Annotated in this window: 19 protein-coding genes and 1 pseudogene; 7 read left to right on the top strand and 13 right to left on the bottom strand. The window is 74.3% G+C overall.

Translation table 11 applies throughout. The features are described from left to right. Positions 1-223 precede the first annotated feature (223 nt). From OG435_RS36895 to OG435_RS36915, 5 genes are all read right to left on the bottom strand, one after another. A complete protein-coding gene (locus OG435_RS36895) occupies positions 224-1,291 on the bottom strand; it encodes a fatty acid desaturase family protein (protein WP_266883801.1) in 1,068 nt (355 codons plus the stop codon). Between the two features lie 49 nt (positions 1,292-1,340). Continuing rightward, positions 1,341-1,496, bottom strand: coding sequence for a DUF6131 family protein (locus OG435_RS36900; RefSeq protein WP_204357835.1), 156 nt, complete (start codon positions 1,494-1,496; stop codon positions 1,341-1,343). Between the two features lie 132 nt (positions 1,497-1,628). Further along, positions 1,629-2,837, bottom strand: coding sequence for an anhydro-N-acetylmuramic acid kinase (locus OG435_RS36905; protein WP_266886417.1), 1,209 nt, complete (start codon positions 2,835-2,837; stop codon positions 1,629-1,631). 50 nt (positions 2,838-2,887) lie between these two features. Continuing rightward, positions 2,888-4,210 (bottom strand): MFS transporter, encoded by a 1,323-nt coding sequence (locus OG435_RS36910; protein ID WP_266883804.1) that lies wholly within the window; start codon positions 4,208-4,210, stop codon positions 2,888-2,890. 86 nt (positions 4,211-4,296) lie between these two features. Then, entirely contained in the window at positions 4,297-5,055 is a 759-nt protein-coding gene (locus tag OG435_RS36915) for a restriction endonuclease (protein WP_266883806.1), read from the bottom strand. A 210-nt stretch (positions 5,056-5,265) separates the two neighbouring features. Between OG435_RS36915 and OG435_RS36920 the strand changes: the two genes are divergently transcribed. Further along, positions 5,266-6,393 carry a glutamate--cysteine ligase gene (locus OG435_RS36920; protein WP_266883808.1) on the top strand — a complete coding sequence of 376 codons (1,128 nt, stop codon included), beginning with the start codon at positions 5,266-5,268 and terminating at the stop codon, positions 6,391-6,393. Positions 6,394-6,638: 245 nt separating this feature from the next. Beyond that, positions 6,639-7,370: a VOC family protein gene (locus tag OG435_RS36925; protein ID WP_266886419.1), complete on the top strand. Its 732-nt coding sequence runs from the start codon at positions 6,639-6,641 to the stop codon at positions 7,368-7,370. A gap of 95 nt (positions 7,371-7,465) precedes the next feature. Here OG435_RS36925 and OG435_RS36930 read toward each other — a convergent pair whose 3' ends face one another. The 3 genes from OG435_RS36930 to OG435_RS36940 all read right to left on the bottom strand — a co-directional run bounded on the left by OG435_RS36930 (position 7,466) and on the right by OG435_RS36940 (position 11,161). After that, the gene (locus tag OG435_RS36930; protein ID WP_266883810.1) at positions 7,466-8,317 is read right to left on the bottom strand and encodes a phosphatase PAP2 family protein; all 852 of its coding nucleotides are present in this window, start codon (positions 8,315-8,317) and stop codon (positions 7,466-7,468) included. Positions 8,318-8,383: 66 nt separating this feature from the next. Continuing rightward, on the bottom strand, positions 8,384-9,337 hold the full coding sequence (locus OG435_RS36935; protein ID WP_266883812.1) for a YihY/virulence factor BrkB family protein: 954 nt from the start codon (positions 9,335-9,337) through the stop codon (positions 8,384-8,386). Between the two features lie 96 nt (positions 9,338-9,433). Further along, positions 9,434-11,161, bottom strand: a complete 1,728-nt coding sequence (locus tag OG435_RS36940; protein ID WP_266883814.1) for a diacylglycerol kinase family protein — start codon at positions 11,159-11,161, stop codon at positions 9,434-9,436. A 166-nt stretch (positions 11,162-11,327) separates the two neighbouring features. On the opposite strand from OG435_RS36940, the gene OG435_RS36945 reads away from it, so the two are divergent. Then, positions 11,328-12,218, top strand: a complete 891-nt coding sequence (locus OG435_RS36945) for an NAD(P)-dependent oxidoreductase (RefSeq protein WP_430625842.1) — start codon at positions 11,328-11,330, stop codon at positions 12,216-12,218. A 63-nt stretch (positions 12,219-12,281) separates the two neighbouring features. Continuing rightward, entirely contained in the window at positions 12,282-14,507 is a 2,226-nt protein-coding gene (locus tag OG435_RS36950; RefSeq protein WP_266883818.1) for a hypothetical protein, read from the top strand. Here the strand turns inward: OG435_RS36950 and OG435_RS36955 are convergent. Beyond that, on the bottom strand, positions 14,410-15,015 hold the full coding sequence (locus OG435_RS36955; RefSeq protein ID WP_266883820.1) for a hypothetical protein: 606 nt from the start codon (positions 15,013-15,015) through the stop codon (positions 14,410-14,412). The two genes, OG435_RS36950 and OG435_RS36955, sit on opposite strands and share 98 nt — an antisense overlap. Positions 15,016-16,440: 1,425 nt before the next feature. Next, positions 16,441-17,217, bottom strand: a complete 777-nt coding sequence (locus OG435_RS36960; RefSeq protein ID WP_266883822.1) for an NAD(P)H-dependent oxidoreductase — start codon at positions 17,215-17,217, stop codon at positions 16,441-16,443. Positions 17,218-17,355: 138 nt separating this feature from the next. Between OG435_RS36960 and OG435_RS36965 the strand changes: the two are divergent. Beyond that, positions 17,356-18,208: pseudogene (locus OG435_RS36965) on the top strand (helix-turn-helix transcriptional regulator). A gap of 21 nt (positions 18,209-18,229) precedes the next feature. On the opposite strand, the gene OG435_RS36970 reads toward OG435_RS36965, so the two are convergent. Continuing rightward, positions 18,230-18,940, bottom strand: coding sequence for a FadR/GntR family transcriptional regulator (locus OG435_RS36970; RefSeq protein WP_266883824.1), 711 nt, complete (start codon positions 18,938-18,940; stop codon positions 18,230-18,232). 152 nt (positions 18,941-19,092) lie between these two features. Between OG435_RS36970 and OG435_RS36975 the strand changes: the two genes are divergently transcribed. After that, positions 19,093-19,608, top strand: a complete 516-nt coding sequence (locus tag OG435_RS36975) for a gluconokinase (protein ID WP_266883825.1) — start codon at positions 19,093-19,095, stop codon at positions 19,606-19,608. Between the two features lie 120 nt (positions 19,609-19,728). Next, a complete protein-coding gene (locus tag OG435_RS36980) occupies positions 19,729-21,126 on the top strand; it encodes a gluconate:H+ symporter (protein ID WP_266883827.1) in 1,398 nt (465 codons plus the stop codon). Between the two features lie 54 nt (positions 21,127-21,180). On the opposite strand, the gene OG435_RS36985 is transcribed toward OG435_RS36980, so the two are convergent. Beyond that, a complete protein-coding gene (locus OG435_RS36985) occupies positions 21,181-21,465 on the bottom strand; it encodes a hypothetical protein (protein ID WP_266883829.1) in 285 nt (94 codons plus the stop codon). Further along, entirely contained in the window at positions 21,462-22,643 is a 1,182-nt protein-coding gene (locus tag OG435_RS36990; RefSeq protein WP_266883831.1) for a hypothetical protein, read from the bottom strand. Before OG435_RS36990 ends, OG435_RS36985 begins: the two co-directional genes overlap by 4 nt. Positions 22,644-22,733: the final 90 nt, after the last annotated feature.

The raw sequence follows: 22,733 nt of genomic DNA on the forward strand, positions 1-22,733 counted from the left end.
GGTCCGCGCCCACGTCGTACGTACCGGCTGCGCCGACGGTACGGGCCACGTGTGCGGCGTGGGCGAACATCTTGCTCGGGATGCAGCCCGCGTTCAGGCAGGTGCCGCCGAACCATGTCTCCTCGACGATCGCCACGTCGAGACCGGCGAAGGAATCGTCGATGACGGCGTTGCCGGATCCCGCACCGATGACGACGAGATCATGCTGACGCATCGGACCGGGCTACGGACTGCTCGGCGCGGGATGCCGCACGCGGGGCCGCCGGAGCGGGGCGCCGGCGTGGTGGAGGCTGGCGAGGGTCTGCCGGTAGGAGTTGATCAGGCTGGTCTCCAGGTAGCTCACTCCGAGCTCCTGGCAGTGGCCGCGGACGATCGCCTGGGCCCGGCGCAGGTGCGGGCTGGGCATGCTCGGGAGGAGGTGGTGCTCGATCTGGTAGTTCAGGCCGCCGAGCACGATGTCGGTGAAGCGGCCGCCCCGCACGTCGCGGGAGGTCAGCACCTGGCGGCGCAGGAAGTCCGGCCGGTCCGCGCCCCGCAGGGTCGGCATGCCCTTGTGGTTCGGGGCGAAGATGGATCCGAGGTAGATGCCGAAGAGGCACTGGTGGACCACCAGGAACGCGATCGCCTTGCCGGGCGGAAGGACCAGGAACAGCGCGCCGAGATAGACCGCGATGTGCGTGAAGAGGAGGAGGCCCTCCCACACCCGGTTCTTCAGGGCGCCGTCGGCCAGGGACCGGATCCCGGACACGTGCAGGTTAAAGCCTTCCAGTGTGAGCAGCGGGAAGAACAGGAACGCCTGGGAGCGCCCCAGGAGCCACGGCAGTCCCTTCGCGGCCCGGGCCTGGTCCTGGGTCCAGACGAGGATGTCCGGATCGAGATCGGGGTCGAGGTCCTCGTGGTTCGGGTTGGCGTGGTGCCGGCTGTGCTTGTCCTGCCACCAGCCGTATCCCATCCCGATGCCGAGGTTCCCGGCGAGACGCCCGGACAGCTCGCTGGACCTGCGCAGGCGGAAGACCTGCCGGTGCGCGACGTCGTGCGCCAGCAGTGCCACCTGCCCGAAGACGGCGGCCAGGAATCCGGCGGCGAGCAGGGTCCACCAGCTGTTCCCGATGAGGACGAAGGCCGTGCAACCCAGGGCGTAGAGGGTCGTCACGGCGGTGATGCGCAGTGTGTAGTAGCCCGGGCGCCGTCCCATCAGTCCGGCCGCCTGGATCTTCTTGGACAGCCGCGCGAAGTCGCTGACCGTTTCCGCCTCTGCGGGCGGGGGGCGCACCTTCTGCGAGGAATTCATGATCGGACGTCACGCTCCAAATCCGCGTAGCCCTGCGCCGTGGAACAGGTCACCAATAGTGGCGTCGTCCGCCGACCGCGTGCCCGACCGAGCCCAGAATCCAGAGCACCGCGCCCACTACGAGCAGAATGATCCCGATGGTCCACAGGATGGAGATTCCTGTCAGGAATCCGATGAGCAGGAGGATGAGTCCGGCGAAAATCATGGTGGCCTCGTTCTCGTGTCGGGAATTCGACGGAACGGTTGATCCGTCTGTGTGCCCTGGGTCGCGTCTACCCGGGAATTCCGTCCGTAGTTGCCGATCGGCCCTGAATCTCCGCGGCGGTCATTCCACCGCTCAACCGAGGGAGAATTCCCGGACGACCAGGCGGTCGGGCGCCGTCGCGAGCGGCGCGGGCAGGCTCCGGCCCGTCCCGCCGGGGGTGAGCGAGCCGAGGACGCTGGGGTGCCGGGCGCCGGTGCACGATGGGAGGGTCGCGGGCAGACCGTGCGCGGTGAGCCAGCCCAGGACGGCGAAGGCGTACGCCTCCTTCGTGCCGGACGGCAGTCCGAGCTCGTCCGACGTCCGCAGCACCGCGCCCTCGCCGCCCAGTTCCTCCCGCAGCCACCGCATCAGCACCGGGTTGCGGGTGCCGCCGCCCGACGCGATCACCTCCGTCGGTCTGAAGGGCCGTACGGCGTCGGCGACGGTCCGTGCCGTGAGCCGGGTCAGGGTGGCGACGACGTCCTCGGCGGACAGCGGCCGGCAGGTGTCCAGCGCCGCGCGCAGGTAGGGCAGGTGGAACAGTTCCTTGCCCGTCGTCTTCGGTGCGGGCAGGGCGTAGTACGGCTCGTCCAGCAGCTTCCGCAGCAGCCCCGGGTGCACGGTTCCGTGTGCGGCGAGCACGCCGTCCACGTCCATGGACCGCGCCCCGCCCGGGGCGCCCCCCGCTGCGAGCTCCCGTACCGCCGCGTCGATCAGCGCGTTGGCGGGTCCGGTGTCGAAGGCCAGCGGTGCGCCGCCCGCCCCGGCCGCGACCACCGTCACGTTGGCGATGCCGCCCAGGTTGAGCGCCACGGGGACGCCCGGCCGCCCGCGCAGCCACATGACGTCGAAGACGCTCACCAGGGGTGCGCCCTGTCCCCCGGCGGCCACGTCCCGCGTGCGGAAGCCGGAGACGACCGGCCGGCCCGTGGCTTCGGCGATCCAGGCCGGCTCGCCGATCTGGAGCGTGCCGTGCACCCGGCCGGACCCGGCCCAGTGGTAGACGGTCTGGCCGTGCGAGGCGATCAAGTCGGCGCGCCCGGCGCACAGTTCAAGGTCGGCCCGGACAGCCGCGGCGGCGAAGGCCTGGCCGATGCGCGTGTCGAGCCTGCACACCGTGGCCAGATCCGTCGCGGCGGGTGGCAGCGCCCCGGCCAGCTCCGCCCGCAGACCGTTCTCGTACGCGGTACTGATCATGCCGAGCGGCGTGATCACCAGCGTGTCCCCGTCCAGGGCCAGGTCCGCGGCGGCCGCGTCGATGGCGTCGTAGGAGGTGCCCGACATCAACCCCAGCACGCGCAGGGCGCCCGCCCCGCGGACGCCCACCGACGGGCCGCCCACCGACGGGCCGCTCACCGGAGCGTCCGCTCGTGGTCGTCGCCGCGCAGGGTCAGCAGCGCGGCGACGCTGACCGCGCAGGCGCCCGCGGCGTAGTACGCGGGAATATCGGCGTCCCCGGTCCACACGACGGCCCTGGTGATGATCAGCCCCGCGCATCCCGAGAACACGGCGTTGGACAGTGCGTACGCCAGCCCGAGCCCCGTATAGCGCACCGTGGTCGGGAACATCTCGGACAGCATCGCGGGACCGGGTCCGGCCATCAGCCCGACGGCGGCCCCGGCGGCGAAGAGTGCGGCCCCCTTCGCGTACACCGGCGCGCCGGCGTCCTGGACCAGGTTCAGCAGCGGCAGTGCGAGCACGGCCACCAGCAGCGCTCCGGCCAGCATCACCGTCCGCCGCCCGAGCCGGTCGCTCATCGCGCCGGCGGGCAGGATGGTCGCCGCGAACCCCAGGTTCGCCAGCACGGTCGCCACGAGGGCCTGCTGGAACGTCGCGTTCAGCGTGTTCTGGAGGTAGGAGGGCAGCACCACCAGGAAGGTGTACCCGGCCGCCGACCAGCCCATGACCCGCCCCGCGCCCAGCGCGATCGCCCGGGCCGTCTCCCCGGCAGCGGGTCGCCGCGGGGGTGCGCCCGCCGGGGAGAGCGCCCGGGCGAAGGCGGGCGTCTCGTCCAGGCGCACGCGCAGCCACAGTGCGGCGAGCCCGAGCGGCAGCGTCAGCAGGAAGGGCACCCGCCAGCCCCAGGCATTCAGCTCCGCAGGGGTCAGTACGGTCGCCAGGAGCGCCGTCGTACCGGCTCCCGCGAGCAGGCCGAGCGAGACCGTGAACGACTGCCAGGCCCCGTACCGCCCCCGGCGGCCCGGCGGCGCGCTCTCCGTCATGACCGAGACCGCTCCGCCGAACTCCCCGCCCGCCGACAGCCCTTGCACGATCCGCAGCAACGTCAGCAGCCACGGTGCGGCCGCGCCGATGGTGGCGTACGTCGGGAGCGCGCCGATGAGGGTCGTGGCGCCGGTCATCAGGCAGATGACCAGGACGAGCGTCGGCCGCCGGCCGATCCGGTCACCGAGCCGCCCGAACACCGCCGCCCCGACGGGACGGAAGAAGAACGCGAGGGCGAAGGAGGCGTACGTCCTGACGAGCCCCTCCGCCTCGCCGCCGCCCTCGGGGGTGAAGAAGTGCGCCGCGATGACGGTGGCGAGGTAGCCGTAGACACCGAACTCGTACCACTCGATGAAGTTGCCGACGCAGCCGCCGACCAGCGCCCGACGGGAACCGGCGCGCCGGGCCGCTGCCGCAGACGAGCGGACCGGTCCGGGGGCGGGTGAGAGCATGGGACAAGCCTGCTGAGGGCGTGACCGCTCCACAAGTTCCCTCCGCCATCTGCCGTACCGGGCGACGGGGCGGGGAGTCTGCGTCGTCAGGCGGTGGCCACCCGCTCGGCGGCATCGCGGCTGTCCGATTCCCAGGGCGGGGCCACGGCCGACTCGGTCCAGGCGGCCAGGGCTTCGCCGTCGACGCAGACGATGCCGCACGCCGCGGCGTACTCGAGGGCGCGGGTGGTGTAGGAGCTCGTGGTCACGACGACCGCCACGTCGGCGCCGTGAACGGCGAAGCAGGTGCCGCCGAAGCGCTGCAGGTCCTGCGAGCCGACGCGATGGGTGTCGGCGTAGTGCTTGCACTGAACGACGACACGCAGTCCGTCCGGGGTCGTGGCGATGACGTCGGCTCCCAAGTCGCCCGCTCCACCGACCACTTCCACGGGCGTGCAGCCGTCACGGGCACACAGCGCGGCTATCGCGTGCTCGAAGCCGTCGGCGTCGGCCGCGGCGTGGTCCAGCGCACCGGAACCGACGTCGGGCACCCCTCCGGCGGCGGGCACGTCCGGTACCGCCGTCACCTCGGCCGGGTACGGATCCCCGTGCAGGGCCGGGACGGGCGCCGGAGGGGCGGTGGAGCGCCGCCGGACGGGTGACACGCTCCACTTGGCCAGCATCACGCCGACCGCGAGGACCAGCGCCGTGGCGAGGGGGAGGGCCCAAGCCCCCGCGGTGGCCTTGAGGAAGACGGCCAGGCCGCCGAAGCAGATCCCCGCGAGCCCCACGGCCAGCACCACATCGCGCCCGAACGGCGCGGAACCGCCCCCGGCCTTCCTTCCGCCTTCCCCCGGCAACGTCATGCGGGAGCCCTCCCTCGTTCGGTTCGCACGCGCCGCGGTCCCGGACCCGTCGGGGCCCGGGACCGCCTTGATCTTTTCCTCGCTCTTCCCCGTCTGACCCGGATCGCGGCCCGCAAACGCCCGGGCGGACCGCCTTGGCCAGCGCCGCATGGTCGGGACGGGGCGGGGCAGGCGTGAGGCGTCGTGAACGGTGGATCGATGGGCGGCGGCATGCGAAGCGTAGGCGTGGAAGAAGAGCTGTTGCTGGTGGACGCCCGCAGCGGTGAGACGCTGGCCCTGTCGGGAGCCGTGCTGGCGGCCGCGGACCGGTCCGTCGAACGGCAGCCGGAGGGCGACGAGCCGCAGGGGCACACCTTCGAGAAGGAACTGCAGGAGGAGCAGCTGGAGTTCGCCACCGCCCCGGTGACCGAGATGGGCGAGCTCCTGGAGGAGATCACCCGCTGGCGGGCGGAAGCCGCCCGGCACGCCGCGTCCGCCGGGGCGCTGGTCGCCGCCCTCGGCACCTCCCCGCTGCCGGTCCGGCCCTCCTTGAGCACGGGCAAGCGGTACGCATGGGTCGGCGAGCAGTTCGGCCTGACCGCGCAGGAGCAGCTGACCTGCGGCTGCCACGTCCACGTGTCGGTCGAGTCGGACGAGGAGGGCGTCGCCGTCCTGGACCGGATCCGCCCCTGGCTGCCCGTACTCACCGCGATGAGTGCGAACTCTCCGTTCTGGCAGGGTGAGGACAGCGGGTACGCCAGCTACCGCAGCCGGGTCTGGAACCGGCTGCCGTCGGCCGGGCCCACGGACCTCTTCGGGTCCGCCGACCGCTACCACGAGCAAGTGCGCGCCATGCTCGGCACCGGCGTGCTGCGCGACAAGGGGATGGTCTACTTCGATGCCCGGCTGTCCGCCGCCTACCCGACGGTGGAGGTCAGGGTCGCGGACGTCTGCCTGGAGGCGTCGACGCCGGTCCTCCTGGCGGCCCTGGTGCGCGGACTGGTCGAGACCGCCGCGCGCGCCTGGCGGGACGGACAGCCGCCGGCCAGGATCGGTACGGGCCTGCTACGGCTGGCGGCCTGGCGCGCCGGCCGCTCCGGGCTGGACGGCCCGCTCATCGATCCCCGGACGATGCGCGAGACGTCGCCCGCCGTGGCCGTCGAGGCGCTCCACGCCCACGTACGCGAAGCCCTGACCGACCACGGCGACGAGGAACGCGTCCGGGAGGGCATCGCCCGCCTCCTGGAGCACGGCAACGGTGCGCGCGTCCAGCGGGCGCTGCTCCGTACGGAGGGCACCCTCGGCGCCGTTGCCACCCGCTGCGCGGAGATCACCGCGGGAGCCCGCGGCCGAGCCTGAGCCGGACGATGCGGTCTCTCCCGCCCCGCCGCCCTAGGGCGATCCTCCGCGCCCGTCGACACGGCCGCGCCCGTCGACCCGCCCACGCTCCCCGACACGGCCGGGACGACGCCGTGGAGCCCTCCCGTCGCCGTCGTCCGGTCTACTGTGGGAAGGGTCCCGTCCCACGTGAGCAGCAGATGAGGCCGGCAACTGTGTCGACGTCGAGCGGTGAGATCCCCGGTACCCCGTGCTGGGTCAGCCTCCTGGCCCGGGATCTCCCTTCCGCCCAGAGGTTCTACGGTGCCGTGCTCGGCTGGGAATTCCGTCCCACCCATCTCGGCGACGGAGTCCTCGTCGCCTTCCGCGACGGGGCCCCCGTAGCGGGCATCGGCACACTCACCGAGGGTCTGGGCCTGCCCGCGGTCTGGACGCCGTACTTCGCTGTGGAGGACGCCGACGCGACGGCCGCACGGATCCGTGAGCGCGGCGCGACCATGGCGGTCGGCCCCCTGGCCTTCGGCACCGGACGGGCCGCGCTGGCAGCGGACCCCGCGGGGGCCGTCTTCGGTTTCTGGCACGGCGAGGCCGTCCCCGACTGGTCGATGGGCCGCGGAAGCGCCCCGGCCTGGCTGGAACTGCGGACCCGGGACGCGTTCGCCGCCGCCATCTTCTACGGGGAGGTGCTCGACTGGGACAGCCGGCGACCCGGCAGCTGCACGGTCTCCTACGAACACGACCGCGTCGTCCTGCGCCACGGCCACGACACCGTCGCCCACATCAGCGGCGGCGCGCTCGAAGAAGCCCCGGACCCCGCGGTACGCCCCCGCTGGCATCTCCATTTCCACGTGCCCGACCTCGAGACCGCGATCGATGCCGCCACCGGCCTCGGCGGCAGGGCCGCCTCTCCGGTGCGGACGTCCACCACGAGCAGGTCGATGGTCCTCTTCGATCCCGAGGGGGCGCTGTTCACGGTGGTGGCCCCTCAGGGCACGTAGACCTGGCCGCGTGATGGCTGGGGGGATGCCATCACGCGGCTCGGGCCCGCTGGGGAGTCCGCGCCGCTCACCGCCGCGGACTCCCCTGTCCCTGTTTATGGCCGGTCTCCGGGAGCCCAAACGGTCGGAGCGCAGACTTTTCCGGGCGCTTCGGGGTCGGGTCCGGGGAGTTCCGGCTCCAGGCCTTCGGCCACCGCGCTGCGGCGCCGTCCGGTGTCGGACCGCCAGGCCTCGAAGGCCGGCGCCGTCGCGGCGACCACTGCGAGGCCCAGCAGCCAGCCGCCCACGACGTCGCTGACCCAGTGGACCCCGAGCGCGACCCGCGTGTATCCGACGCCCACCACGGTGACCAGCGCGACGGCCCAGGGCAGTGGACGCCAGGCGCGCGGAATCATCGGCAGCAATGCCAGCAGCAGGACGGCACAGGAGGTGGTGGCCGTCATCGCGTGGCCGGAGGGGAAGGAGAAGCCGGGCGCATGGGCGACGGGGTCGGGCAGATGCGGTCGCGCACGTTCCACCGCGCTCTTGGCCAGCAGCCCGATCAGGCCGCCCGCGACCGCCGTGACCCCGGCCCAGGCCGCCAGCCGCCAGGCGCCCCGGCTCACGAGCCAGGCCACGAGTACGGCGACCAGCAGCCGCAGGGTGACCGGGTCCCACACCCGGTCCGAGAGCACGCGCAGGAGGCCGACCCGGTCCGGGTGGGCGAGCGCGTCGGCGTGGAGGCGTTCGGCCGCTCCCTGGTCCAGGCGGTGCAGTGGCGCCCACCGGGACTCCACCAGTACCAGGGCGAGGGCGAAGGGTACGGCTGCCAGGGCCGTCGCGGCCGCGGCGAGCAGCAGTCTCGCGCCGAAGGTGGCGTCGGGGCCGGCGTGCCGCGCGAGCAGGCTCCGTAGCGGACCTCGCGGATGATGCCGGACGCGTCGAGCGCCTTCCGTGCGCCGTGCCATGGTGGCGGCTCCCTCCTGTTGTGCGTGCGGTGGCGGGTCTCCGGCCGCCGGTGGCGGCCGGGGCGGTCAGACCCCGGGGTCCTTCAGGACCGGCTCCCTCACCCCCGCCCGTACGGCTTCCAGCTGGGCGGCGAAGGACAGGCCGAGGAAGAGGGCCATCGAGGTGAGGTAGGACCAGAGCAGCAGGGACACGATGGCGCTCAGGGGCCCGTAGACGCTGGTGAAGGAGCTGCTCTCGCCGATGTAGAGGCTCAGCGCCCAGGTCGCGAGGTTCCACAGCACCAGGTGGACGACGGCCCCGAAGGCCAGCCAGGTGTAGCCGGGCTGCCGGCGGCGCGGGGAGAGGCGGAAGATCGCGCTGGTGGCGAGGACGGCGAGCAGGATGCCCAGCGGCCAGCGCAGGAGTTCCCAGGCCCGCACGGTGTCGGGAGGAAGCCGGTACACCTCGGCCAGGGCACGGGTCAGGTGGGTGCCCAGCACGGTGAGGATGAAGCTGAGTCCCAGCGGGAGGCCCGCGAGGGCCGCCATCACCAGGCCCCGGCCGTACTTGGCGAGGAAGGGCCGGTCCCGCTCGTTGCCGTAGATGCGGTTGGCGCCCCGTTCGACCTGGCAGAGGGCGGTGGTGACGTTGGCCAGGGAGAACAGCAGGCCCAGCCACAGCGCGGCCTGGCCGCCGTCGCCCGCGTGGCGTCGGCTCTCGCTGAGCGCGTCCTCCACGACGTCCTGGCCCGGGCCGCTGGTGAGCCCGCGGATGGTCAGCTCGGCGACCCTGCCCACGTCCTCGGTGTGCAGCACCCCGGACAGGCCGATGGCGGCGATGGCCAGCGGGACGATCGACAGGACGGTCTGCAGGGCGAGCGCACGGGCGTGGCTGAAGCCGTCGGCGTAGCGGAAGCGCACGAAGGAGTCGCGCGCCAGGCTCCAGCCTCCGTAGCGGCGCAGTGCGGTCCACGCCTCGTCGGCGGAGAGCTCCTCGCCTCTCACGTCGTGGCTTTGCGGTACCCGTCTGGCGGTGCCCATCGTGTTCCTGCCTTCCGGTGTCTCGTCCGGTGGACCGCGGAGCCCGCGGACCTACGGGGCTTGCGGCCGACCGGTGTCGCGGGGGGGCGGCGGACTTCAGGACGGTGTGCCGGGGAGCGCCGCCGGAAGCTGGTCGGCGAGTGGGGCCTGCGGCGCCCCGGGCGCGCGGGGCAGGTACACCCGCAGGGCTCCCGGTTCGATCTCGGCGGTGAGGCGGACACCGTCGCCCACGGCGTCACCGTCGAGTTCGCGCGGCTGCGGAACCGCGCAGCGGACGTCGATCCGGGTGGCGCTGAAGTACTCCAGCGCTCCCCCGGCCTCGCTGCGCCCGTCCCGGGCGGCCGGGCCGGCAGCTGCCGGCGGGCGGCGGCGCAGCAGGCGGGCCGCCAGGTACCCGGCCGCGGTGAGCCATCCGGCGGGGCCGCGCGGGTCGAAGAGCACCACTTCCAGGCGTCCGCTGTCCGGTCTCGCCGCCGGCAGGAGCGGCAGGCCGCCCTGCAGGGTGCCGACGTTTCCGATGACGACCATGCGGGCCCGGCGCCGCAGCCGGCGGCCCCCGTCGACGCGGACCGTGAGGCGGACGCCGGGATCGCGCAGGTGCCGCAGGGCCGACAGGACGTACGCGGCCCAGCCCATCCGTGACTTGAGCCGCGGGGAGGCGTCCCGGACCATCGCGGCGTCGAATCCGGCGCCGGCCATGACGGTGAACCGCGTCGGCTCGAGCCCGTCGCCCCGGACCCGGCCCACGTCGATGGCGAAGCTCTCGCCGGACAGGGACTCGGCCAGGGCGGCGGCCGGATCCATCGGGAGGCCGAGGTTGCGCGCGAGGAGGTTTCCGGTGCCGCAGGGCGCGACGGCCAGCGGGATCCGCGTGCCCGCCAGGATCTCGGCGCAGGCGCGCAGGGTGCCGTCGCCTCCGCAGACCACCACGAGGGCGGGGCGGACGGTGCGGAGCTCCTGCGCCAGGGTGCCGCAGGGGAGTTCGGCGGAGGTCAGGATCCATCGGGGGTCCCGGTGGCCGTGCTCGCGCAGGACGGCGGCCAGCCGGTCCGCGAGCTCGTCCGGGCAGGCGTGCGGGTGGCGCACGACGAGGACCGGGCCACCGGCGGCGCGCGGGGCGGGCACCTCCCGGTCGGATCGCTCCGTTCCGTCGGGCTCCGCGTCGGGCCGTCGCCCGTACAGCAACGCGAACCCGGTGATCAGCAGGGTCAGCGCGCCGTTGAGGAGGCCGCCCGCCACATCGCTGGGGTAGTGCATGCCGCGGTACATCCGCGACAGTCCGACGGCCGGCGGGATCAGCAGCAGGGCGCCCGTCACCGCGTGGCGCCACGGGCCGCGCGTTCGCAGCGCGGCGATGACGGCCAGTCCCCCGTAGAGCGCGAGGGAAGCGCCTACGTGCCCGGAGGGGAAGCTCGACGTGGGCGGCGCGGCGTCCTCGTGGGGAACCGCGGGCCGCGGGCGGTCCACGAGGGCCGTCACCACCACGAACACCGCCGACTGCGCGGCCACCGAGACGCCGAGGAAGAGCGCCTCGCCACGCAGTGCGACGCGCGGGAGGACGAGCAGGGCGACGACGCAGACCAGCGTCACGCCGATGACGGCCTGGGTGCCGGCGAGCCCGGAGAACAGCGCCGTAACCGCGGACGTGACCGGATCCCGGCCCTCGGCCAGGTCCCTGCCGACCGAGGCCTCCGCCGACAGCGGCCAGTGCCCGGCCGCGGGTCCGGTGACCAGCCGTCCCAGCCCGACCATCAGGGCCGCCTGGACGGGCAGGAGCAGGAGCGGTCCGACACCGCGCGCGGAGGAACCGCAGCTTCGCTTCATGGATCCCTTCTGGCCCGCGCCGACCGAAAGATGCGCGCCCGGGAGGACCGGCGCTCCTCGGTGGCACCCTGCCGCCGGTGCTCCCCGTCCGCTCCCCCGCCGTCGGGTCGGGGCTCCGGTGGCGGGAGCGGGCGCCGCGCCCGTGGAGACTGTGTCCCGGGAACATCTGAGGGATCGTCGGAAGGGGAGTACCGCCATGAGCACCGTCGCGCTGCTGGGGACCGGAATCATGGGAACGGGGATGGCCCGGAACCTGCTGCGGTCCGGGCTGGAGGTCCGGGTCTGGAACCGGACCCGGGAGAAGGCGGCCGCGCTCGCCGCCGACGGCGCCGTGGTCGCCGACAGCCCGGCCGAGGCGGTGGCCGGGGCGGACGTGGTGATCACCATGCTGGCCGACGGTGCGGCGGTGGCCCGGGCCATGGCCGCCGCCGTGGAGGGTCTGAGCGCGGGTCAGGTGTGGGCGCAGATGGGCACGGTCGGCGTGGCCTCCCTCAGGGAACTGGCGGGCTTCGCGGAGGAACACGGGCTGGTCTTCGTGGACGCCCCGGTGCAGGGCACCCGGCAGCCCGCCGAGGCGGGGACCCTGGTGGTGCTGGTCGGCGGTCCGGCCGACCCGAGGCTGGATCCCGTGTTCGCCGCCGTCGGGAGCAAGGTGCTGCGGGTCGGGGAGGAGCCGGGGGCCGCGACCCGGCTGAAGCTGGCCACCGTCGGGTACGCGATCACCGTGACGGCGGCGATCGGCGAGGCCCTGGCGCTGGCCGAGGGGCTCGGGGTGGACCCGGACCTGTTCGCGCGGGCCGTGACCGGCGGCCCGATGGACAATCCGTACCTCCAGGCGAAGATGCGGGCCGTACTGGACCGGGACTTCACGCCGAGTTTCACGGTGCGCGGCGCCGAGAAGGACACCGGCCTGATCGCCGAGGCCGCGGAGTCGGCCGGGGTGTCGGTGGACCTGGCCGTCGCCGCGCGGGCGCGTTTCCACCGCGCCGACGCCCTGGGCCACGGCGACGAGGACATGGCGGCCGGCTACTTCGCGGGCTTCCCCGACCAGCCCTGAGGGACGGCCCCGCCCCGGTGACCGGGGCTCAGCCCTCGTACGGGTGGGGCGGGTGCGCAGGGCGTGGCCGTGCCGCAGGCCCTCGCGGAAAGCCTCCTCGTAGGCCTGGTCGCCCAGCTCCCCGCGCGCGGTGCGCTCGAACTCGGCTCGTACCGAGGCCAGTTCGGGTGTGCCGCGCTGCGGGTGGCCGACGGCCTGCCAGTAGGCGTGGCCCGTGCCGTAGGCGCGCGCCGCGCCGGCCCCGTCGCCGGTCGCCGCGCGGGCCGCCGCGAGCAGGTCGAGGCCCAGGGCCGTGCCGAAGCTGTCGCCCAGTTCGCGCTTGCTCTCCAGCATGGCGCGGGCGTGGACGGCGGACTCGGCGGGGCGGTCCTCGAAGAGGCAGATCAGGGCCAGTTGGTAGTCGGCGTAGGCCCGGGTCCAGTGTTCGCCGCGCTCGGCGCAGCCGGCGCGCAGCAGTTCCGCCTCCTCCCGGGCGTCGGTGAACAGACCGGTTCCGGTGAGCGCGAAGACCCGTACGAGGTGGCAGCGGATCCGGGGCCCCGAGTCGAAGGGCGTGCCGGGGAAGGCCTCCAGGGCGTTGTCGGAGACGATCCGCGCGGCAAGTGGCCGCCCGGCCAGCAGGTGGCTCAGGCCCAGCAGGTACGCGGCGTCCAGCACCGGTCCCCCGTTCCCGTCCGGGCCCTCGTCGAGCCCCGCGGCCAGGGCCTCGCAGCCGACGGCGATCCGGTGGGCCTGCTCCTGTTCTCCCTGGAGCAGCAGGGTCACCCCGAGCGCCCACAGGGCGCGCACCCGGGTCCGCGGGGCCACCTGCTCCGGGCGTGCGGCGGCCAGCGCCCGCTCCAGGTAGCCGCGCGCGGCATGCAGGTGGCCGCAGCAGGCCCAGTAGAAGCCGGCCCGGGCGGCCAGGTCCAGGGCCCGCTCCGGGGCGGCGGTGGCCAGGTGGTGGTCGAGGGCCGCACACAGGTCCGCGTGCACCGCCTCGACGCGCCGGTACCCGGTCCGCTGGGCGGGGCCGAGCCAGTCCCGCTCGGCGGCGCGCACGAGCTCGGTGAAGTACGCGGCGTGCGCGTCCCGCAGCGCCTCGCGCTCCCCGGCCTCGTCGCGCCACATGGCCCCGTACTCCCGGATCGTGTCCAGCATCCGGTACGAGCCGTCCGCGCCCCGGCGTACGACGGACTTGGCGACCAGGGCGTCGAGCAGCGGCGGGACCTCCGTCGCGGTGAGCGGGGCGGCGGAGCAGACGGCTCGTGCGGCCGCCTGGTCGAAGGTTCCCCCGAACACGGACAGCCGCAGCCACAGCAGCCGTTCGCGCGGTGCGCACCACTCGTGGCTCCAGCCGATGGCGGTGCGCAGCGCGCGGTGGCGGGGCGGCTGGACGGGGGCGGGCGTGGACAGCGGGCCGATCCTGCGGGCGAGCCGCTCGGCCAGTTCCTCGATGGTGTGGTCGGTCAACTGCGCGGCGGCCAGTTCCAGCGCGAGGGGTACCCCTTCGAGGCGGGCGCACACGGTGCGGGCGGCCGCGAGCCGGGCCTCGGTCCAGGGCGGTGCCTGTCCGGGGGCGGCAGCGGCGGCCCGCCGGGTGAACAGGGCGAGGGCCTCCTCGGGGCCGGACGGGTCCGCGGCGTAGGGCAACGGGCCGATGTCCAGGACGCGTTCGTCCGCGAGTCCGAGCGGCTGCCTGCTGGTGAGCAGCAGCACGAGGTGCGGCGCCGCGTCGAGCAGCTCCCGTACGAGGTCCCGTACGGCCGTCACCAGGTGCTCGCAGCAATCCAGTACGAGGAGCAGCCGGCGCTCGCCGATCCATTGCCGCACCGCTGCGGCCGGGGCCCGGGCGGTGTGGTCGGCGAGGTCCAGGGCGTCGGCCACGGTGGCCACGAGCAGCCGCTCGTCGTGGAGCGGGGAGAGGTCGGCCCAGTGGACCCCGTCGGGGAAGGGGCCCACTGGGCCGGCGGCCCCGGCCGTGTCGGCGGGCTTGGTTGTGGTGAGGTCGGCCGCGCGGCGGGCCAGGCGGGTCTTGCCGACGCCGCCCGGCCCGGTCAGGGTGATCAGCCGCTCATCCTGCAAGGCCCGATCGATCAGGGCCAGTTCACGGGTCCGCCCCACGAAGGAGGCGGAGCCCCCGGCCTCGTACCCGTCGCGATGTCCCAGCACCCGCCCAGTGTGGCGTACGGGGCGGGTGCCGGGGGTGCGGTCAGGATCGGGCGGGGTCCCGGCTCAGGCCGCCGGGGGCGGGGGGCGGCACCGCTCCGGGCTGCGGATGCACGGGCGCCCAGGGTGCGTCACAGATGACGGTGCGCCCGTTGCTGACGCAGTGGGTGTGGTAGAGCCTGCCCGTCTTGGTGATGGCCTTGACCTTCACGTCGTTGCCATGGATGGCCAGGGCGACCGTGCAGACGTCGGCGGGGTAGCCGGTGACCGGTGCGACGGTGAGGTCGGTCCAGCCGAAGTCGCCCCACTGGCCCACCATGTCGCGGGTCCGGCGGCCGAGGTAGGTCTTGCCGTCCTTGAGGACGAGCGCGAACTCCTCGGAGTTGTTGGGCATCTGGTTGTCCACCGAGGTGCAGGGCCCGGTCGGGCCGGGCACCCCCTGCGGACCCACCGGGCCCAGCGGCCCGACCGGCCCGGTCACGCCGGTCGGGCCCGGGGCCCCCTGCCGCCCGGACGGTCCCGCGAACCCCTGCGGCCCCGCGGTTCCGGGAAGGCCGGGCAGCCCCTGCGCACCCGCCGGACCGGCCGGACCCGCCGGCCCCTGCTGCCCCTGGGGCCCGGCCGCCCCGACGTCTCCGGTCCGCCCCACGTCCCCCTTGGGCCCCGGATCCCCCTTCCGCCCGACGGCACCCCGGTCCCCCTTGGGCCCGGCGCCCCCCTTCTCCCCCGCCGCCCCCTTCCCCCCGGGCGTCCCGACGTCACCCTTGGGCCCCGCATCCCCCTTGAGCCCGACATCCCCCCTGGGCCCGACATCCCCCTTCGGCCCGACGTCACCTTTGGGCCCTGCATCCCCCTTGGGTCCCGCATCCCCCTTGGGTCCCGCATCCCCCTTGGGCCCGTGGCTCCCCCTCTCGCCCCTCTCACCCCTCTCGCCCGGCTCGCCCCGGAGTCCCGGGGGCCCGGCGTCACCCTTGGCACCGGCGTCGCCCTTCCCGCCCGGCTCACCCCTGGGACCCGGTGGGCCCGCCTCGCCCTTGGGTCCCGCGGCTCCCTTCTCCCCCTTCGCGCCCTTCGGCCCCCGGGGGCCCTGCCCCTCCTCCGGGCACGGATGGCCGCCCTGCGGGACCGCCTCGGCACGCTCCCGCCCGCAGCCCCCGTCGGGCCCGACGAGGACCGACTCCGGCGCCCGGCCCGCCCGCAGCGGCTGCGGAGCGCCCGACACCGGGGACGCGTACGCCGCATGCGGAGCGGTCCCCTCCCGCGACTCGACGCCGCCGGCCCCGGCAGCCTCGCCCGGGCACGGATGGCCGCCCTGCGGGACCGCCTCGGCACGCTCCCGCCCGCAGCCCCCGTCGGGCCCGACGAGGACCGACTCCGGCGCCCGGCCCGCCCGCAGCGGCTGCGGAGCGCCCGACACCGGGGACGCGTACGCCGCATGCGGAGCGGTCCCCTCCCGCGACTCGACGCCGCCGGCCCCGGCAGCCTCGCCCGGGCACGGATGGCCGCCCTGCGGGACCGCCTCGGCACGCTCCCGCCCGCAGCCCCCGTCGGGCCCGACGAGGACCGACTCCGGCGCCCGGCCCGCCCGCAGCGGCTGCGGAGCGCCCGACACCGGGGACGCGTACGCCGCATGCGGAGCGGTCCCCTCCCGCGACTCGACGCCGCCGGCCCCGGCAGCCTCGGCCGGGGCCGTAGCCACGCCCGTCCCACCGCCGGAGGCCACCGCCGGGGCCGTGAATCCGCCCAGTGCCACGGCCACCGGCAGTACGAGGCCGCCGGCCAGCCGGGCCCTTCGTCCGGTTCTTGCTGTGGAAGACATGCGAGTACCCCTTCGCCGAACGGAAATGGTCGTCTGCTCCGGCCGAAGCGAGGGGGAGCATCTCCCGGAAGGGGGTCCGACGAAGATCAAAAACGCTCATGCCGCCGCAGCGTCAACGAGTTGGTCCAACGACACGCGGTACCGGTACGCCGGACGGCGGGGCCACCCACAGATGCCCCGCTCGACACGCAAGTGCCCCGCTCCGCCCGCAGGCACCCCGGTCCACCCCGCGGCCCGCGGCCCCGCGGCCAGCGGTCACCGCACGTGCAGTCCGAAGCCCCCGCGCCCCGCGGGCTCCAGACCCTCCTTCAGCTGCAGCGACGGGATCTCGTAGTCGCCGAAGTTCTGCCGCCGGAAGGGGATGGGCTCGGTCGACTCCAGGGTGAGGAGCCGTTCCTCCCAGGCCTTCGCGGCGACCGCGTAGTCCTCGGCGCCCATCCGGTCGGTGCCGTACAGCACGAACGGCGGCAGCGGCTCGATGCCCGGGTAGTAGAGGATCCCGTGGTGGATCGGGAACAGCAGGTCGTCGATGGGGCCGTTGATCCCGCGAGCGGCGTAATGCGACTCCGGGCCACCGGCGGTCACCGCGAGCAGGGCCCTGCGGCCCGCGAGGGTGCCCTCGCCGAAGCGCTCCCCGTACTTGGTGTCGCTGTGCTCGCCGACCCCGTACGCGAAACGGTACGTGAACACCCGGTCCACCCAGCCCTTGAGGATCGCGGGCATCGAGTACCACCACAGCGGGAACTGGAAGATGACCGTGTCGGCCCACAGCAGCTTCTCCTGCTCGGCGAGCACGTCCGGGGTGAGCTCCCCGGCTTCGAAGGCCCGGCCCGAGTCCAGGGCGACCTTCAGCGGGCTCGACGCGTGGGGGCCGTAGTCCCCGGCGTCCACGACCGCCTTCCAGTTCATCGCGTACAGATCGCTCACCCGCACCTCGTGTCCGGCGCCCTCCAGCGTGGACACCGCCAGGTCCTTCAGCGAGCTGTTGAGCGACTGGGGCTCGGGGTGGGCGTGGACGATCAGCGTCTTCACGGGAACTCCTCGGTGTCGGATGCCTTCGATCCTGGGCCCCACGGCGCCCGTCGTTCAGGGGCGCGTCATCCGTCGGACCGGAGTTCCTGGCACTGACAGGGCCACCCTCGCGGGCGCCGCCCCGGCGATACTGGGCCCATGGACGATCTTGCGGGCTTCCTGCGGACCCGGCGCGCACGGGTCGACCCGGCCGCCGCCGGCATCCCCACCGACAGCCGCCGCCGGGTCGCCGGCCTGCGCCGCGAAGAGGTCGCGCACCTGTCCGGGGTCAGCGTCGACTACTACGTGCGCCTGGAGCAGGGCCGCGCCACCCAGCCCTCCGAGCAGGTCCTCGACGCGCTCGCCCGCGTCCTCGGCCTCGACGAGACCGAGCGGGAGCACCTCTACCGGCTCGCCCGGCAGCGCCGCCGCCGCGCGAAGGCGCCGGGCGGGAAGATCCGCCCGGAGGTGCTGCGCGTCCTCGACCTCGTCGTCGGCGCGCCCGCGCTGATCATGGATCACCGCCTGAACGCGCTCGCCGGGAACCGCCTCGCCGGGCTCCTCTTCGGCCGTCCGATGCCGGGCCTGAACATCGCTGGAGGAGGCCGAGCGCGGTCTCTACGCGGACTGGGAGCAGTGCACCCTCGACGTGGTCGGGCACCTGCGGCTGGCCGCCGGCCAGTACTCCGAGGACCCCGGGCTGGCCGCGCTCATCGGCGAACTGGCCATGGGCAGCGAGCGTTTCCGCCGCCTGTGGGCCCGTGCGGACGTGCGCGCCCGCACCCACGGCCGCAAGGCGTACCGCCACCCGCTGGTCGGACTGCTGGAACTGCACCAGGAGAACTTCGCGCTGCCCGGCGAGTCGGGCATGGAGCTGCTGGTCCTGTCCGCGGCCCCCGGCACCCCCGCCGAGGACGGACTGCGCCTGCTCGCGGGCCTCGGAGCGGGCAGCGCGTTGGGAGCGGCCGGCGCCGACACCCGTACCCCGGTGAACGCCCCGGTCCGCGACTGACCGTACGGACGTACACGCCGCCTATGGCGCGAGTACGTCCAGTTCCTCCAGGGCGCCGACCGCGATCTGCCGCGTCAGCGCCTCCGCGCCGGCCGCGTCGCCCTCCCGTACGGCTTCGGCCACCCGTACGTGCAGCGTGACGGCCGCCGGGTCGGGGTCGTGGAACACCACCGCGTGCTGGGTGCGCCCGGTCAGGACCTCGGCGACGACGTCGCCGAGCCGCGCGAACATCTCGTTGCCGGAGGCGTTGAGCACGATCCGGTGGAAGGCGATGTCGTGCCGGAGGTACCCCTCGAGCTGATGGCCGCGTGAGGTGCGGACCATGCCCAGGGCCGCCTCGGTGAGCTCGGCGCACTGCTCCGGGGTGGCCCGGACCGCCGCGAGTCCGGCGGCGACCGGTTCGATGGCCGAGCGCAGCACGGTGAGGGAGCGCAACTGCCGTGGGCGGTCCGCGCCGGCGAGGCGCCAGCGGATGACGCGCGGGTCGTAGACGTTCCACTCCTCGGTGGGGCGGACGGTGACGCCGACCCGGCGGCGGGATTCGACCAGCTGCATCGATTCCAGTACGCGGACCACTTCGCGGACCACGGTCCGCGAGGCGCCGAAGCGCTCCGCGATCTCGTCGGTGCGCAGCACGCTGCCCGGCGGGTGCTCCCCGGCCGTGATCGCCAGGCCGATGGTGTCCAGCACGTGGGAGTGGAGCCCTTGGCTGCCCGGCCCTTCAGTGGTCATGGCGTAAGCGTACGGTGACCGCCGAGTGGCCAAAAGATGTGATGTTTTACCGATGAACCCTTGAATAAGTACTACGTAATAGGTTTCAGTGGTGCCCAGGTCCTCCGGGCCCGTGTCAACGAAGACAAGGAACGACGAAAACGAGGTGCGCGATGACGCGCGTCATTGTGGTGATGGGTGTGGCCGGGACGGGAAAGACGACCGTGGGCCGGCTGCTCGCCGACGCGCTCGCCCTCCCCTATGCGGAGGGCGACGCCTTCCACCCCGCGGCCAACGTCGCCAAGATGTCCGCCGGCATCCCCCTGGACGACGCGGACCGCCAGCCCTGGCTGGACCTGATCGGCGAATGGATGCGCAACCGGGCCGGCATCGGCGGCGGGGTCGTCTCCGCCTCCTCCCTCAAGCGGGCCTACCGGGACCGGCTCCGGGCCGTCGCGCCGGACACCGTCTTCGTCCACCTCACCGGCGAGCGGCCGCTGATCGAGGAGCGCATGGCCGCGCGCAAGGGGCATTTCATGCCCACCACGCTGCTGGATTCGCAGTTCGCCGCGCTGGAGCCGCTCCAGCCGGACGAACTCGGCGTCCTCGTCGACGTGTCCGGAGAACCGGAGGAGATCACCGCGCGCGCCCTGGCCGCCCTGCGCCGCCTCCCGTCACCGGTCGCGTAGCCGCCCGGGCCCCACCCCGGGCACTACCCCTGGCCCCACCTTGGGCCCCACCCCGGGCCCCGCCCCACTCCCCTGCCTCGCCCCGTCCTGCCCAAGAACGAGAACGAAGGAACCGTCACCGTGACCAGTCTCAGCGTCGAGACTCTGGCAGCGGCCGCCGCCGAGCCGATCACCTCGGCCGGCAACACCCAGCTGGGGATAGCCGTCCTCGCGGGCATCGCCGTCATCGTCCTGCTCATCACGCGCCTCAAGCTGCACGCCTTCCTGGCGCTGACGCTCGGCTCGCTCGCCCTGGGGGTGTTCGCCGGCGCCCCCCTCGCCAAGACCGTCTCCAGCTTCACCACCGGGCTCGGCTCCACCGTCGCGGGTGTCGGCGTACTCATCGCGCTCGGCGCCATCCTCGGCAAGCTGCTCGCCGACTCGGGCGGCGCGGACGAGATCGTGGACACCATCCTGGCGCGCGCCAAGGGCCGCGCCATGCCGTGGGCGATGGTGCTGATCGCCTCGGTGATCGGCCTCCCGCTCTTCTTCGAGGTCGGCATCGTGCTGCTGATCCCAGTGGTCCTGCTGGTGGCCAAGCGGGGCAACTACTCGCTCATGCGGATCGGCATCCCCGCACTGGCCGGCCTGTCCGTGATGCACGGGCTGATCCCGCCGCACCCGGGCCCGCTGGTCGCCATCGACGCGCTCGACGCCAACCTGGGCCTCACCCTCGCGCTCGGCGTGCTCGTCGCCGTCCCGACCGTGGTCATCGCGGGTCCGGTGTTCTCCCGGTACGCAGCCCGATGGGTGGACATCCCGGCGCCCGAGCACATGGTCCCGCAGCGGCCCACGACGGAGCCGGAGCACCGCCCGCGCTTCGGGGCCACGGTCTTCACCGTGCTGCTGCCGGTGGTCCTCATGCTGATGAAGGCCCTGGTCGACATCGTGGTCAACGACCCGGCCGACAGCGTGCAGCGGGTCACCGACGTGGCCGGATCACCCCTGATCGCGCTGCTCGCGGCGGTGCTCGTGGGCATGTTCACCCTCGGCCGGGCGGCCGGCTTCACCAAGGCGCGGCTGTCCGTGACGGTGGAGAAGTCGCTGGCACCGATCGCGGGCATCCTGCTGATCGTGGGTGCGGGCGGCGGCTTCAAGACGACGCTGATCGACGTGGGCGTCGGCCAGATGATCATGGATCTGTCCGAGAACTGGGCGATACCCACCCTCCTGCTGGCCTGGCTCATCGCGGTGGCCATCCGCCTGGCGACCGGCTCGGCCACGGTCGCCACCATCTCCGCGGCCGGCCTGTTGGCCCCGCTCGCGGCGGGCATGCCGTCCACCGAGACCGCCCTGCTGGTCCTGGCCATCGGAGCGGGATCGCTGTTCTTCAGCCACGTCAACGACGCCGGGTTCTGGCTCGTGAAGGAGTACTTCGGCATGACGGTCGGCCAGACCCTCAAGACCTGGTCGATGATGGAGACCATCATCTCGGTGGTCGGCCTGGGCTTCGTCCTGCTGCTGTCGCTGGTCCTCTGACCATTCCGGCGCCCGCTCCCCCGCCGGATCCCGCCGGATCCCGCCGGCTTCCGCTCAACCGGTCCGCCGGCGCCTGCCCCGCTTCCCCTCCCGGGACCCGGGGCAGGCCAGTTGGGCCGCCGCCAGGTCGAAGCCACCCGCCGCGGTGGCGCAGCGCGCGGCCAGGGATTCCACCTCGGCGCGGAAGGCGTCGCCCCCCGGGCCCTGCCAGTCGAGGTCTCCGGCGGCGCGGCGCAGCCGCTCGGCGTGCGAGCGCAGTGCGGCCGAGTGGGCGCGCAGGCCCTCGGCCGGGGCCGGACCGGTCTCGGCCCGCGGCGCGGGCCCGGCGGTGTCCGTCACTGGGGACTCCCCGGAACGTAGACGTCGGGGTGGCCGGGCAGCCTCACGAGGTGGCTTCCGGTGACCCGGCCCCCGAAGGCGGCGAGGGCCGCCGCGGGTCCCGGCTCGGGGCCGGATCCCACCCAGGTGACCCGGTAGACGGTGGTGAACTCCCGGCTCGCGGCGAGCCGTCCGGCCGTCCGGGCACCCGGACCGTGGCCGAGCAGGGCGAGTTCGGTCCCGGACGGCACGAGGCGGCGTACGGTCGCGGCCACGTCCCGGACGTGCGCGGCCGGCTCCTCGTACGGGGTGTCGTACGGGGCATCGTACGAGGTGTCCGCACGGCCGGAATCCGTTGGTGGTCCTGCGAGTTGGAGCACGCACCGCTCGACCCCGTCCGGGCCCGTGACCTGCTGGAGCAGGACCGCACCCGGGGACCCGCCGATCCGGTCGGCGTTGCCCCGGTACCCGGCCGGGGTGCCGGTGGTGTCCAGCTCGGCCAGGAGGCGGCTCCCCGGTTCGGAGCAGGCGGGCCCCCGGTCGAAGAAGGCCCGCAGGGCGGCGGTGATCCCGAGGAGCGGCTCGGCGGTCACGGCCCTGCCGGTGGCGACCTGCCAGCCGGCGTGGTCGTTGAACGGGTTGTCGTCGGTCAGCGCGTTCCAGGCCAGGATGTCGGCGAAGGAGGGGTTCAGCAGCGCGAAGGCGGGCCCCTCTCCGCGACGGCGCACGAGCTCGCGGAACGCCCGTACGGCGTCCGCCTGCCGGCCCTCCTCCACCGCGAGGAACACCTCGGCGGCGCCCGGGTCCGCCCAACTCGCGGTGTTACGGGCGCTCTCGGCCCGGATCCGGCCCCTGAGGCCGCACACCGCGAGGCTCACGGCCAGGCTCTCCCGGCCGGTGAACACCCCTGCGAGCCACCCGGCCCGCGCCACGCCCCGGCCCCGGGCGGCCCAGCCGAGTCCGTCCGGGTCGCTGAGCGTGCGCAGCAGCGTGCGCCAGGCCGCGCGGCGGCGGCTGCCGAGGCCCAGCGCACTGACCGGCAGCCGGGAGCCGAGGGCCAGCCGGGAGGCGTAGCGGGCGGCTTCGCCGACGGCGTCGGCCGTCTCGGCCAGTTCCCGGCACAGGGCGCCCAGTTGATCGGCGTCCGGGTCGGTGGGCGCGGATGTCGCGGAGGTCCCGGGGGTCGCGGCGTCGGACATGGATTCCTCGTCGGGTCGGGTGAACGTCGGGCAGGACGGGGGCAGGTCGGTCAGGCGGGCAGGGCGGGTGGGCCGGCTGCCCTGACGCCG

This window comes from Streptomyces sp. NBC_01264 (genome assembly GCF_026340675.1).
Lineage (GTDB): Bacteria > Actinomycetota > Actinomycetes > Streptomycetales > Streptomycetaceae > Streptomyces.

Bases quoted from the DNA above. Each gene is read 5' to 3' on its own strand.
- OG435_RS36970 (WP_266883824.1), bottom strand. From the start codon at position 18,940: ATGACCACTGAAGGGCCGGGCAGCCAAGGGCTCCACTCCCACGTGCTG.
- OG435_RS36910 (WP_266883804.1), bottom strand. From the start codon at position 4,210: ATGCTCTCACCCGCCCCCGGACCGGTCCGCTCGTCTGCGGCAGCGGCC.
- OG435_RS36915 (WP_266883806.1), bottom strand. From the start codon at position 5,055: ATGACGTTGCCGGGGGAAGGCGGAAGGAAGGCCGGGGGCGGTTCCGCG.
- OG435_RS36940 (WP_266883814.1), bottom strand. From the start codon at position 11,161: ATGAAGCGAAGCTGCGGTTCCTCCGCGCGCGGTGTCGGACCGCTCCTG.
- OG435_RS36930 (WP_266883810.1), bottom strand. From the start codon at position 8,317: ATGGCACGGCGCACGGAAGGCGCTCGACGCGTCCGGCATCATCCGCGA.
- OG435_RS36990 (WP_266883831.1), bottom strand. From the start codon at position 22,643: ATGTCCGACGCCGCGACCCCCGGGACCTCCGCGACATCCGCGCCCACC.
- OG435_RS36975 (WP_266883825.1), top strand. From the start codon at position 19,093: ATGACGCGCGTCATTGTGGTGATGGGTGTGGCCGGGACGGGAAAGACG.
- OG435_RS36935 (WP_266883812.1), bottom strand. From the start codon at position 9,337: ATGGGCACCGCCAGACGGGTACCGCAAAGCCACGACGTGAGAGGCGAG.
- OG435_RS36895 (WP_266883801.1), bottom strand. From the start codon at position 1,291: ATGAATTCCTCGCAGAAGGTGCGCCCCCCGCCCGCAGAGGCGGAAACG.
- OG435_RS36920 (WP_266883808.1), top strand. From the start codon at position 5,266: ATGCGAAGCGTAGGCGTGGAAGAAGAGCTGTTGCTGGTGGACGCCCGC.
- OG435_RS36900 (WP_204357835.1), bottom strand. From the start codon at position 1,496: ATGATTTTCGCCGGACTCATCCTCCTGCTCATCGGATTCCTGACAGGA.